Here is a 12505-nt window from a genome sequence, read left to right on the forward strand (position 1 = left end):
CCGATGCGTCTGCCGGCCGGCGTGCTCGCGTGGCAGGAACGCGCGCTGCGCACGGCCGAGCGGCGGCTGCCGGCGCTGACGCGGCACAAGCGCGTCGAGGCCCTGCCGATCGAACTCACGCGGCGCCGCATCTACGTGCTGCCGACAGGCTACGGCATCTTCTTCGGCCTGCTGATGGGCGCGATGACGATCGGCGCGCTCAACTACAACAACAATCCCGCGCTGATCCTGTGTTTCCTGCTGCTCTCGGCGGTGCACACCAGTCTGCTGCGCGGCTACCTGGGCCTGCGTGGACTGCGCCTGGAGGCGGTCGGCGCGGAACCGGTGCATGCGGGTGGAACCCAGGAGCTGCGGCTGCTGTTCGATGCGGCGCAGGCGCGCCGCAGGCTCGGCCTCGTGCTGGAACAGGGCGGCGTGCGCGTCGCGTTCGCGGTCGAACCCGGGCAGCGGACCGAGGTGCGCCTGCCGCGCCCCGCGCCCAGGCGCGGCCTGCAGCCGGTGGGCCGCATCAAGCTCGCCACGCGCCATCCGCTGGGTCTGTTCGTGGTGTGGAGCTGGCTGCACCCGGATGTCGAGACGTTGGTGTACCCCGCGCCGGAAGCGGCTGCGCCGCCGTTGCCGGGCAGCGGCGAACGCGGCCAGCCGCGCCGTCGGCGCGGCATGGACGAGGAGCCGCACAGCCTGCGCGACTACCGTCTGGGGGACCCGCTGCGTCTGATCGCGTGGAAACGCAGCGCACGCGCGCAACGCACGATGGTGCGCGAATACGAAACGCCGGCCGGCGCCGACGTGGTGCTCGACTGGCATCAGCTGGCCGGGATCGACAGCGAAACCCGGCTGCGCCGGCTGGCGCGCTGGATTCTCGATGCCGATCGTCACGCCACGCGTTCCACGCTCGTGCTCCCCGGCGCGCGCATCGGGCCCGGCAGCGGGCCGGCGCACACGCACGCCTGCCTGCGCGCACTGGCACTGATGCCGTGAAGAACGCCGTCACCAGGAACGAGCTCGACCGCACCAGCTTCCTGTGGTGCGCCGCAGCCGTGGTCGCGGCGCTGCTGCCGGTGCTGCCCGCCCTCCCGGCCTGGCTCACCGGCGCCCTGCTGGCCGTCGCGGGCCTCGGCATCGGCTACGGCTGGCTGCAGCGCCGCCTCAACGCGTGGGTGCGCCTGCCGCTCACGCTCGGGCTCGCGGCGCTCACGCTGTTTGCCTACAACTTCCGCTTCGGCCGCGACACCGGCGCCGCGCTGCTCGCCACCATGCTCGCGCTCAAGCTGCTCGAAACCCGCAGCGTGCGCGACGCACGCAGCGTGTTGAGCTTTGCGCTGTTCGCGATCATGGCCGGCTTCCTGCACGATCAGGGCCCGCAGACCCTGCTGCTGGCACTGGTGGCCACGGTGCTCGTGCTCTCGGCGCTGGCGCGTATTGCCGATGTCGACCTGCCCGGCGGGCCGCGCAATGCGTCGGTCGCGCTGCGACCGCGGCTGATCGCCACTGCAACACTACTCGCCCTGTCGCTGCCGCTGGCCGCGGTCGCGTTCTTTCTGTTCCCGCGCCTGGGGTCGCCGATGTGGGGCGTGCCGGAAAACGTCGCCGAGGCGCGCACCGGCCTGAGCAACGAAATGGCGCCGGGCGACATCGCCAATCTCTTCATCGACGACAGTCCGGTGCTGCGCGTGGCCTTCGACGGCCCGATGCCGACGCCGAACGCGCTCTACTGGCGCGGCCCGGTGCTCGGCCGTTTCGACGGCCGCACCTGGCGGCGCTGGGACGGCGAGTCGTATCTCGACCCGGTGGTGGTCGAAACCACGGAGGACCTGCTGGCGTACGAGGTCACGCAGGAACCGACCGACCGCCGCTACATGATCGGCCTGGATCTGCCGCTGGTGGTGCCCGACGGTGCGCGCGTCGGGCCCGACCGCTCGGTGCTGTCGCAACGCAGGCTTACGGACGTGACGCGCTTCCGCATGCAGTCGGCGCTGCGTTACCGCTTCGAACCCGATCTGCGCCGGATCTACCGCGACCAGGCCCTGGAACTGCCGGCCAACTTCAACCCGCGCACGCGTGCGCTGATCGACGAATGGCGCGCGACCGACCCCGCGCCCGAAGCGCTGATCGAACGCTCGCTGCAATGGTTCAACCGCGAGTTCACCTACAACCTGATCTCGCCCCTGCTCGGGCGCCACAGCGTCGACGAATTCCTGTTCGACACGAAAACGGGCTATTGCGAACACTTCGCGTCGTCGTTCGCGGTGATGATGCGCATGGCCGGCGTGCCGGCCCGCGTGGTGACCGGCTACCAGGGCGGCTACGCCAACGATTTCGGCGACTACATCGTGGTGCGCCAGTCCGATGCCCACGCCTGGACCGAAGTCTGGCTCGAGGGACGGGGCTGGGTGCGGATCGATCCCACCAGCGCGGTGGCGCCCGAACGGATCGAGCGCGGCGACAGCGGCTACGACCAGCCCGACAGCCTGCTCGGTCGCCTCGGCAAGCCGCTGTTCGATGCCTACGACTTCGTGCGGCGCGGCTGGAACGATCTGGTGCTCGGCTTCAATGCCGCACGTCAGCGCAGCCTGCTGCAGCCGTTCGGCCTGGATGCGGCGGACTGGCCGCAACTGGGCGCCGTGCTGGGCGTGGCGGTGGCGGCAATCATGGCGCTGACCTTCGTGCTGCTGCTGCGCACGCCGCGCGGGCCGCGCGATCCGCTGCGCGACGCCCATGCGCGCTTCGTCGCCCGCCTCGGCCGGGCCGGCGTTCCCAAACTCGCACACGAACCGGCGCAGACCCACGCCGAGCGCGCCGCAATGGCGCTGCCGCACAGCGCCGACACCATTCGTTCGCTCAGTCGGCGTTACGTCCGGCGGCGTTACGCTCGCGTTCCTGAGGACGCGGCCGCCGACCGGGCCTTGTGCGACGACCTGCGCCGCTTCCGCGTCCGCCCTTCCGGCTGAACCCTTCGGAGATTGCTGCGATGACCGTCAAGACACCCGTCCTGCTCTGCGTCGCGGCCGTGCTGGCAGGCTGCGCGACTGCGCCCAGGCCGCTGCGCGGCGAGTTCGCGCCGCTGGTGCCGCTGCAGGCCAGCGAGGCGCAGGCCACCGGAGACGCGGTGCGCTGGGGTGGACGCATCGTGTCGGTGACCCCGGACGAGCGCGCCACCTGCTTCGAGATCCTCGGTCGCGACCTCGGCGACACCGCGCGGCCCACCCGCGTCGCGGACGAAAGCAACGGCCGCTTCCTCGCCTGCCGCGCAGGATTCTACGACCCCGCCATCTTCACCTCCGAACGCGACGTCACGGTCACCGGCCGCATCGAAGGCTACGAACTGCGGCCGATCGGCGACTACGAATACCGCTATCCGCGCGTGGCCGCCGACGTGATCTACCTGTGGCCGGAACGCACCGAATACCGCTACGACCCCTATCCGGTCTCGTTCTGGCCGATGTACCGGCCGTACTTCTGGGGCGGCTACTACCGTCCGGTGCGTGTGCCGTACCGGCAGCCGGCGGAGGCGCCGTCCAAGCCGTGAGGCTCTGAGCCGGTCGCATCGCGCTTATCGCTTGGTGAAGCGCGGATCGCGGCGCGCGATCACAGATGGGGGACGATCCGTACTCGCCGTCGGCCACGAGCGCGCGCACAACGTCGACCGGGAACACATCGCGCCGGGCCGGATTACTCGACGCGGACCGGGATCACTCGATGTCCGCGACGAACCCGCCCGCCACGCCGCGCACGGCCACCGCCACGGCGTCGTGCGGATGCAGGCTCTCCAGGTGCGCGGCGCGAATCCAGTAGTCCGCCACCGACGTCTCGGCCTCCAGCGCCGCGCGGATCCGGCGCGCGGCGTCCTCGCAGTACATCGGATTTTCGCCGTTGAGGCGCGCGAATTCCTGTTCGTCGATGCGCTTGACTGCCGCCTGCACGGGCGTCATCAGCGCGGCCTCCACCGTGTCGACGAGCGCCACCAGCGGCACCGCGCGCGCCTCGGGCGTCCAGCGCACCCGCACCGTGGCGAGCGAGCGCTGCGCATGCGGCGTGGCGCAGAGCGCGTCCTGCGCACCGAGCCATGCGGCAATCTCCGCGTTCGCCGCGGCCTCGTCGCGCATGCCGAAATCGCGCGCGTGGCGCTGCTGCACAAGCTGGCGCGCCAGCGCCGCCGACCCGGGGCACGTGCTCGAGTACAACACCTGCACCTCGGCCTCGATCCGCGTGGCATCGCCGTCGCGCTGCGCGTCGATCCGCACCGGATACTGACGCCAGCCGTGCAGTCCGCTGAGCAGCGACGGCCGGCGCAGCGGCAGTTCGAACTGCAGCCGCAGGCGGGCGCGCGTCGAGAGCCCGGCGTGCGACTGCAGGAACGCGTCCAGCAGGCGCTCCAGGCTGGCGTGCGACACCGCCTCGGAGCCGAGGATGTCGTCGCAGGCGCGATACAGCCGCGACATGTGGATGCCGCGCGCGCCGGCGTCGGCAAGGTCCACGTACGCCGACACCTTGCCCGGCACCCGGAACGGCTCGCCGCCGGCATCGATGCGCAGCGGAAGTTCGATCGCATGCATGCCCACCCAGTGCAGCGCGCCGGCATGCAGGGAGCGCGAATCGGATACCACGTCGGCGAGTGCGGCGGACGGTGGCGCAAATGGCGGGGACTGGGTCAAGGCAGGACGACCGCGGTGCGTGGAGACATGGCAGGTGGGGCCCGACGGCAGTGCATTCAACCGCCGCCACGCGCGGCGCGCCACGCGGTCCACAGCGCGTTCCAGCGCGACAGCTCCGCGCTCTCGGCGGCAGGGCGGGCCGCGATGGCCCGCAGGAGGCGGCCGTCGAATCGGCCGCGACAGCGCAGCATGGCGCTGCCGCCGACCCCATGCGGCAACGAGGTCTCGAGCGCGCGCGCGAAGTCGGCCAGCAGCGATGCGCCGGCGGCGTCGAGCGGCCGCGCGTCGAACGCCGCCGCGCGCCGGCCGTGGCGCGCGAGCAGCTGCAGCGGCACGACCGGCACGCGCGCGGCCCGACCGCGCAGCGCCGCGCGCAGCTGACGCAACAGCAGCCCCACCGACACCGCGGCGGCGGCGCCGTTCGACGGCGTGGCGGCGAAGAGCTGCGCGTCCAGGTCCACGATCGCTTCGGCGTAGGCCGTCCGCACGCGCAGCGCGTCGGGCACGTCCACCGGCGTCGCGTCGTGAGTGCCGAGCTGCAGCGCCGCGTGTACCAGCGTGCGCCAATCGTCGGCCGGCACGCGGCCGACCGCCGCGTGCCCGAACAGGGCCCGGACCAGCGGGTGCGCCGCAGCGTCGCCGGCGCCGCGCGCAAGTGCCTCACCCCACCACGCCAGCTTCACCTGCGCCACGCCGGCATCGCGCGGCTGGGACATCGCGTCGAACAGCTCGTTCTGCAGCGCGCCCCAGCACGCCGCGAGCGCACGCGCGGGCGCCGGCACGAACAGCAGCGCGAACTCCATTTCCGGTTCCTGCACCAGCCATTTGTCGACGAAGCTGCGCGCCTGCGGCGTCAGCATCGTTGCCGCGGACGCGATCACCGCGCGCGCATCGCGCCCGGCGCGAGCAGGTCGTGCGGCGAAGCGAGCACCACGTCTGCGCCCCAGGCATGGATATCGTCGTCGGCATCGCGATAGCCCCACGCGGCGGCGACGGCGCGCATGCCGGCGGCGGCGGCCGCGTCGGCATCGCGCCGGTCGTCGCCGATGTAGACCGCGTCGCCGCAGGCGAGACCGAGGCGTTCGCAGGCGACCTGCAACTGCAGCGGGTGCGGTTTGCGCTGCGCCAGCGTGTCGCCGCCGATCAGCACGGCGCAGCGCGGCAGCAGGCCGAGCGCATCGACGAGCTTGCGGGCCAGCGCCTCGGCCTTGTTGGTCACGATGCCCCAGCGCGCGCCGCTGCCCTCGATGCGATCGAGCACCTGCAGCATGCCGTCGAACGGCGCGCTGCGTGCCGCGATCGACGCGGCGTAGTGGTCGAGGAACGGCTGCAGCAGCGTCTCGCGCCGCGCGTCGTCGAGATCCGGAAAGGCCGCCGCGAGCATGCCGCGACCACCGCGGGAGACCGCGGGGCGCACCACATCCACCGGCACCGGCGCGCGACCCAGATCGTCCGCCACGCGCTGCACCGCGGCGTGCAGGTCGCCGAGCGAATCGACGAGCGTGCCGTCGAGGTCGAACAGCACGGCGCGGGCGATGCCGCCACTCACGGCTTGCGCGCGCTTGCGAGGTAGTTGACGCCGGTGCCGCCGCCGCGCGAAGCGCGACGCGTGAACGGGTTGTAGTGCAGGCCGCAGACGTCGTCGAGTTCGAGGCCGGCGCCGCGCAACCAGGCCGCGAGCTCCGACGGCCGGATGAACTGACCGTAACGGTGCGTGCCGCGCGGCAGCAGTCGCAGCGCGTATTCGGCGCCGACGATGGCCAGGCCGAAGGCCTGCGGCGTGCGGTTGAGCGTGGACACGAACAGCCGGCCGCCGGGCTTGAGCAGCGTGGCGCAGGCGCGCAGCACCGAGCCCGGGTCCGGCACGTGCTCGAGCATTTCCATGCAGGTGACCACGTCGAATTCGCCGGCGTGCTGCTGCGCGAGCTCCTCGACACCGATCAGACGGTAGTCGACCTGCAGCTCCGATTCGAACAGATGCATCTTCGCGACGTCGATCACCTGCGGCGCGAGATCAATCGCGGTGACGTTGGCGCCTTCGCGCGCCAGCGCCTCGGACAGCAGGCCGCCGCCGCAACCGACGTCGAGCGCACGCGCGCCGCGCAGCGTGACGCGTTCGCGCACGTAGGCCAGGCGCTCGGGATTGAGATCGTGCAGCGGGCGCGATTCGCCGTCCGGATCCCACCAGCGCGCGGCGAGGCGGTTGAACTTCTCGAGTTCGGCGGCGCTGGCGTTGCTCACGCGCGTGCTCCACGTTGCGCGGCGGCGATGCGGTCGCGCCACTGGCGGGCGTTGGCGATCAGGCGTTGCGTGTCCATGTCGACGAGTTCGCCGTCGCGCAGCTTGCGCACGCCGTCGATCCACACCTCGCGCACCTGGGACCGCGCGCCGGCGTACACCAGCTGCGCGATCACGTCGTAGAACGGCTGGGCTTCGATGCTGTCCAGTCGCACCGAGATCAGGTCGGCGGCCTTGCCGGGCTCGATCGAGCCGATGCGGTGATCGAGCGCCATCGCCTTCGCGCTGCCGAGCGTGGCCATGCGCAGCGCGGACGCGGCGTCCATCGCGGCGGCGTCGCCTGCGACCGCCTTCGCCAGCAGCGCGGCCGTCTTCATTTCGCCGAACATGTCGAGGTCGTTGTTGCTGGCGCAGCCGTCCGTGCCGAGCGCGAGGTTCACGCCCGTGCGGCGCAGCGCCTCGGCCGGACAGAAGCCGGACGCCAGCTTGAGGTTCGATTCCGGGCAATGCGCCACCGACACGCCGTGTTCGGCGCAGGCGGCAATCTCGGCGTCGACGAGCTGGGTCATGTGCACCGCGAGCAGCGACGAATTGACGATGCCCAGGCGCTGCAGCCGCGCGAACGGCCGCTGGCCGTGCTGCGCGATCGAATCGGCCACTTCCTGCGCGGTCTCGTGCACGTGCAGGTGCACCGGGATGTCGAGCTGGTCGGACAGCATGCGGATGCGTTCGAAGTTGGCGTCGCTGACGGTGTACGGCGCGTGCGGCGCGAAGCTGGTGGAGATCAGCGGGTCGCGGCGGTATTGGTCGTGGACATCCTCGGCCTTATCGAAATATTCGGCGCTGGAGCTCGCCCACGCGCTCGGAAAATCGATCACCGGCAGACCGACGCGGGCGCGGAAGCCGTGGCGTTTATAGGTCGCCGCGATGGCGTCGGGGAAGAAGTAGTTCTCGTTGCAGCAGGTGGTGCCGCCGCGCAGCATCTCGGCCACGGCGTATTCGGCGCCGTCGGCGCAGAAGGCGGCACTCATCACCGCGGCCTCGGCCGGCCAGATGTGGTCGCGCAGCCAGGTCATGAGGTCGAGGTCGTCGGCGACGCCACGCATCAGCGTCATCGGGTTGTGCGTGTGCACGTTGACGAGGCCCGGCAGCACGGCGCTGTGCGGCAGCTCGACGCGCTCGCGCGGTGCATACGCGGCCCGCGCGTCGGCGATGGGCAAAAGCGCGACGATATTGCCCGAGGCGACGGCAACCGCGTGCCGCTCCAGCACGACGCCGTGCGGTTCGACCGGAATCACCCAGCCGGCTTCGATGAGCAGGTCGCAGGGTTGCGGGGGCGTCGGGGATGAGGTCATTCGGGCGAGGCTCCGCGTGCGGCGATCACGGATTGTAGGGTCGGGGCCGTGACGATGCGACGGGCCCGGATGCGGCGCACTACCCAACCGTCGTCCCGGTGGAAGCCGGGACCCGGTGACGTTGCTCGGTGTTGCCGCTGCCTGCTTCGACGGGAAGGGCGACGTCGCTGGGTCCCGGCTTCCGCCGGGACGACGGAGGGGGAGGTTGCGGTCGCCCGCAGTACGGCCGATCGCGGCGTTTTCGCGATGACGCGGCGAACGCGGAGAGCTGGATCCCTGCATTCGCAGGAATGACGAGCGTTGGAGCACGCGCTGGATCCCCGCCCTCGCAGGGATGACGATCCGGCACAGTCGCGCGCAAGCACGCGCGTCGGAGCGTCACTTCACCCGGCTGAAATACTCGCCGGTGCGCGTGTCCACCTTGATGACCTCGTCCTGCCCGACGAACAGCGGCACCCGCACCACCGCGCCGGTTTCGAGCTTCGCCGGCTTGCCGCCGCCGCCCGAGGTATCGCCGCGCACGCCCGGATCGGTCTCGACGATCTTCAGTTCCACGAAGTTCGGCGGCGTGACCGCCAATGGCGCGCCGTTGAACAGCGTCACGACGCATTCTTCCTCGCCCTTGAGCCACTGCGCCGCGTCGCCCATCACGTTCTTGTCGGCGGTGTGCTGCTCGAAGGTGTCCGGCTGCATAAAGTGCCAGAACTCGCCGTCGGTGTAGAGATACTGCATGTCGGTGTCGACCACGTCGGCGGTTTCCACCGAGTCGGTGGACTTCATCGTCAGTTCCACCACGCGGCCGGTCTTGATGTTGCGGTATTTCACGCGGGTGAAGGCCTGGCCCTTGCCCGGCTTGATGTAGTCGGTGTCCACGATGACGCACGGTGCGTTGTCCACCATGATCTTCATGCCGTTCTTGACGTCGTTCATGCCCAGGCTGGCCATGCTTCTGCTCCGTGATGCGCCGCGGCTCGGGCGGCTACAATGCGAGGTTCGGGAAGGCCCGCTCGGGGCCCGGTAAAGCACGCCATGATACCTGCAAGCCTGCATTCCGCGCAGCCGGCCGATTGGCGCGCCGCGTGGCGCGACGCCGTGACCGATCCGGCCGAACTTCTGCGCCTGCTCGACCTGCCGCAGCTCGCCGCGCGCCTGGCCGCCGCCGGTGGCTTCCCGCTGCGGGTGCCGCGCGGTTTCGTGGCGCGCATGCGACGCGGCGATGCGGCTGACCCGCTGCTGCGCCAAGTGCTGCCGCTGGACGACGAGGATCGCATCGTGCCGGGCTTCGGGCTCGATGCCGTCGGCGACCTCGCTGCCCGCGGCGCGCGCGGCGTGCTGCACAAGTACCACGGACGCGCCCTGCTCGTGGCCACCGGCGCGTGCGCGATCCATTGCCGCTACTGTTTCCGCCGGCACTTCCCCTACGGCGAGGAAGCCGCCGCCGCGAACGGCTGGCAGTCGGCGCTCGACTACATGCGCGGCGACCCGTCCATCGACGAAGTGCTGCTGAGCGGCGGCGACCCGCTCTCGCTCTCGACGCCCAAGCTCGCCGACCTCACCGATGCGCTGCGGACGGTCCCGCACCTGCGCCGGCTGCGCATCCACACCCGCCTGCCGGTGGTGCTGCCCGAGCGTATCGACGCCGCCCTGCTCGACTGGTTCGGCGCCTTGCCGTGGCCGGTGGTGCTGGTGATCCACGCCAACCACGCCAACGAACTGGACGACAGCGTCGCCGCCGCGCTGGCCGCCCTCGCCCGCCGCGGCGTGCGGCTCTACAACCAGGCGGTGCTGCTGCGCGGGGTCAACGACGACGAAGACGCGCTCGTCGATCTCTCGACGCGCCTGTTCGAACTCGGCGTGCAGCCCTACTACCTGCACCAGCTTGACCGCGTGGCCGGCACCGCGCATTTCGAAGTGGACGACGTACGCGCGCTGGCGCTCGTGGAGCGCGTGCGCGCGCGCCTGCCGGGCTACCTCGTGCCGCAGCTCGTGCGCGAGGTGCCGGGGGCCGCGTCCAAAACGCCGATTTGAGGCAGTTTGCGACGCAAAGTGTTGGCCTTTGCCACGCGGAGCGTGTAAATAGTTCGGGATTCCGGTTCACGACGCTCCCCCACCTCTCCATGGCACATCAAGATTCCGTCGTCCGCCTGCTGCTGGTCGACGATCAGCTGGAAGACGCCGAGCAGACCATCAGCATCCTGCGCAACGGCGGCATCGCCATCCGCCCCACGCGTCCGGAGAACATCGAACAGCTCGAGTCCGCCCTCGCCGGCCAGACCGTGGACCTGGTGGTCGCGTGGCGCGACGCGAAGAGCATCCCGTTCGACGAGGTATTGCAGACGGTCGCCGCCAGCGGCAAGGACGTGCCCGTCATCGCGCTGCTCGCCACGCTCGACGAGGAAGGCATGCTCGCCACCATCGCCGCCGGCGCGCGCAACATCGTGCTGCGCGGCCGCGCACCGCATCTGCAGGCGGTGGTCCGGCACGAGTTCACCACGCTCGAACAGCGCCGCTCGGTGCGCCGGCTCGAGGCAAGCCTGCGCGAGACCGAGCGCCGCTGCGATGCGCTGATCGCCTCCTCGCGCGACCCGATCGCCTACGTGCACGAAGGCATGCACATCCGCGCCAACCTCGCCTACCTCGAAATGTTCGGCTACGAAAGCTTCGAGGAAATCGAAGGCCTGCCGCTGCTCGACATGATCGCCGGCGCCGACGCGGACAAGTTCAAGCAGCTGCTGAAAAAACTGTCCAAGGGCGAAGCGCCGCCGAAGAACCTCGAGCTGCAGGCGCAGCGCTCGGACGGCGAGACCTTTGCCGCGGTGATGGAATTCACCCAGGCCAGCTACGAAGGCGAGCCCTGCCTGCAGATCGTCTTCCGCCCGCAGATCCTCGACGCGGAAATGGCCAAGGAGCTCGACGAACTGCGCATGCGCGACCAGGTCACCGGCCTGTTCAACCGCCAGCATTTCACCGGCGAGCTCGACACCGCCGTGGCCGACGCCGCGGGCGGCCGCAACGACCAGGCCCTGCTGCTGATCGAACTCGACAACTACGCCAACCTGCTCAACGACATCGGCCTCGGGCATGCCGACGAATTGCTGTCGAAGGTCGCGCGCCGGCTGGAAATGACGCTCGGCGGCAACGCGCAGGCCGCACGCTTTACCGACCACGGATTCGCGGTGCTGATCCGCGACTCGAACCATGTCGCCACCCGCGAACAGGCCGAGCGCATCCGCGCCGGATTCCAGGGTGCCATTCTCGAAGCGGGCGACAGTTCGCTGAGCACCACGGTGAGCATCGGCGGCGTGCAGATCGGCGAGAAGATCGCGACCACGGCGCAGGTGCTCGGCAAGGCCGGCCAGTGCCTGCAGGGCGCCCAGGCCGAAGGCGGCAACCAGATCCAGATCTTCGATCCCGGCGCGCGCGACCGCGCCGAGGAAGAGCGCATCGCGCAGTGGGTGGAACGCATCGAGGCCGCGCTCGACAACGAGGGCTTCGTGTTCCACTACCAGCCGGTGATCAGCCTGCAGGGCGAGCCGGAGGAAACCTACCGGGTGCTGCTGCGGATCAAGGGCCCGACCGGCGAGCTGGTGCTGCCGGAGGTGTTCCTGCCGATCGCCGAGGAGCATAACCTCATGGCGCGCATCGACCGCTGGTCGATCAAGCACGCCATCGACGCCATCGCCGCGCGCAAGAAGGCCGGCCGCACCACCACGCTGCTGGTCAACCTGCATCCGGACAGCCTGCAGGACGCGCAGCTGGCCACGTGGATCGGCATCAACCTCAAGCAGGGCGCGGTGCCGGGCGCGCAGCTGGTGCTGTCGATTCCCGAATCCAAGGCCTTCACCAACCTAAAGGCCACCCAGGCACTGCAGAAGGCGCTGGCGCGCGTGGGCTGCGCGATGTGCCTGGAGCAGTTCGGGCTCGGGCTCAATTCGTTCCAGCTGCTCTCGCACATCGACGCGCAGTACCTGCGCATCGACCCGAGCCTGATCGGCGATCTGGGCAAGAATCCGGAAAGCCAGAAGAAGGTCCGCGAGATCGCCGACCACGCCAGCAGCATCGGCCGCAAGACCATCGCCGAAGGCGTGCAGGATGCCGCCAGCATGACGGCGCTCTTCACCAGCAGCGTCAACTTCGTCGAGGGCGCGTTCCTGGCACCGTCGGGCCCCGACATGAACTACGACTTCGCGCAGTAGCGCGACGGCGTTCGCGCCGGCATCCGCCCGCCGAGGGCGCGTGGGATGCCGACAAGGCAGG

11 protein-coding genes are annotated in these 12505 nt (G+C 70.5%); 5 read left to right on the forward strand and 6 right to left on the reverse strand.

The features are described from left to right. Positions 1–3: 3 nt before the first annotated feature. From HNQ52_RS01620 to HNQ52_RS01630, 3 genes are read left to right on the forward strand one after another with little or no spacing between them, the layout of a single operon-like run. Entirely contained in the window at positions 4–981 is a 978-nt protein-coding gene (locus HNQ52_RS01620) for a DUF58 domain-containing protein (RefSeq protein WP_183959128.1), read from the forward strand. After that, entirely contained in the window at positions 978–2951 is a 1974-nt protein-coding gene (locus HNQ52_RS01625) for a transglutaminaseTgpA domain-containing protein (protein WP_183959130.1), read from the forward strand. The genes HNQ52_RS01620 and HNQ52_RS01625 overlap by 4 nt, the downstream gene beginning before the upstream one ends. A gap of 20 nt (positions 2952–2971) precedes the next feature. Further along, positions 2972–3529 carry a Slp family lipoprotein gene (locus HNQ52_RS01630; protein ID WP_183959132.1) on the forward strand — a complete coding sequence of 186 codons (558 nt, stop codon included), beginning with the start codon at positions 2972–2974 and terminating at the stop codon, positions 3527–3529. A 163-nt stretch (positions 3530–3692) separates the two neighbouring features. Here HNQ52_RS01630 and folE2 read toward each other — a convergent pair whose 3' ends face one another. The 6 genes from folE2 to efp form a co-directional block, all read right to left on the reverse strand. Beyond that, positions 3693–4655, reverse strand: coding sequence for a GTP cyclohydrolase FolE2 (gene folE2 / locus HNQ52_RS01635; RefSeq protein WP_183959134.1), 963 nt, complete (start codon positions 4653–4655; stop codon positions 3693–3695). 56 nt (positions 4656–4711) lie between these two features. Then, the gene (locus tag HNQ52_RS01640; RefSeq protein ID WP_183959136.1) at positions 4712–5536 is read right to left on the reverse strand and encodes a hypothetical protein; all 825 of its coding nucleotides are present in this window, start codon (positions 5534–5536) and stop codon (positions 4712–4714) included. Further along, complete coding sequence (gene gph, locus HNQ52_RS01645) at positions 5533–6204, reverse strand: phosphoglycolate phosphatase (RefSeq protein WP_343059154.1); 672 nt, start codon at positions 6202–6204, stop codon at positions 5533–5535. Before gph ends, HNQ52_RS01640 begins: the two co-directional genes overlap by 4 nt. Further along, positions 6201–6896, reverse strand: a complete 696-nt coding sequence (ubiG, locus tag HNQ52_RS01650) for a bifunctional 2-polyprenyl-6-hydroxyphenol methylase/3-demethylubiquinol 3-O-methyltransferase UbiG (protein WP_183959138.1) — start codon at positions 6894–6896, stop codon at positions 6201–6203. The genes gph and ubiG overlap by 4 nt, the downstream gene beginning before the upstream one ends. Beyond that, positions 6893–8248 (reverse strand): TRZ/ATZ family hydrolase, encoded by a 1356-nt coding sequence (locus HNQ52_RS01655; RefSeq protein WP_183959141.1) that lies wholly within the window; start codon positions 8246–8248, stop codon positions 6893–6895. Before HNQ52_RS01655 ends, ubiG begins: the two co-directional genes overlap by 4 nt. Before the next feature lie 378 nt (positions 8249–8626). Then, positions 8627–9193 (reverse strand): elongation factor P, encoded by a 567-nt coding sequence (efp, locus tag HNQ52_RS01660; protein WP_183959142.1) that lies wholly within the window; start codon positions 9191–9193, stop codon positions 8627–8629. Between the two features lie 39 nt (positions 9194–9232). Here efp and epmB point away from each other — a divergent pair, with 39 nt between their 5' ends. Together epmB and HNQ52_RS01670 are read left to right on the forward strand one after the other, a co-directional pair. Beyond that, positions 9233–10276 (forward strand): EF-P beta-lysylation protein EpmB, encoded by a 1044-nt coding sequence (gene epmB, locus HNQ52_RS01665; RefSeq protein WP_425486442.1) that lies wholly within the window; start codon positions 9233–9235, stop codon positions 10274–10276. An 89-nt stretch (positions 10277–10365) separates the two neighbouring features. Then, entirely contained in the window at positions 10366–12444 is a 2079-nt protein-coding gene (locus HNQ52_RS01670) for a GGDEF/EAL domain-containing response regulator (protein WP_183959146.1), read from the forward strand. Positions 12445–12505: the final 61 nt, after the last annotated feature.

It is taken from the genome of Chiayiivirga flava, from assembly GCF_014202825.1.
Classification (GTDB): Bacteria; Pseudomonadota; Gammaproteobacteria; order Xanthomonadales; family Xanthomonadaceae; genus Chiayiivirga; species Chiayiivirga flava.

What these genes read in the sequence shown, in the direction of transcription:
- HNQ52_RS01620 (WP_183959128.1), top strand. Translation starts at nt 4, where the DNA reads ATGCGTCTGCCGGCCGGCGTGCTCGCGTGGCAGGAACGCGCGCTGCGC.
- HNQ52_RS01630 (WP_183959132.1), top strand. Translation starts at nt 2,972, where the DNA reads ATGACCGTCAAGACACCCGTCCTGCTCTGCGTCGCGGCCGTGCTGGCA.
- HNQ52_RS01655 (WP_183959141.1), bottom strand. Translation starts at nt 8,248, where the DNA reads ATGACCTCATCCCCGACGCCCCCGCAACCCTGCGACCTGCTCATCGAA.
- efp (WP_183959142.1), bottom strand. Translation starts at nt 9,193, where the DNA reads ATGGCCAGCCTGGGCATGAACGACGTCAAGAACGGCATGAAGATCATG.
- epmB (WP_425486442.1), top strand. Translation starts at nt 9,233, where the DNA reads ATGCGAGGTTCGGGAAGGCCCGCTCGGGGCCCGGTAAAGCACGCCATG.
- HNQ52_RS01670 (WP_183959146.1), top strand. Translation starts at nt 10,366, where the DNA reads ATGGCACATCAAGATTCCGTCGTCCGCCTGCTGCTGGTCGACGATCAG.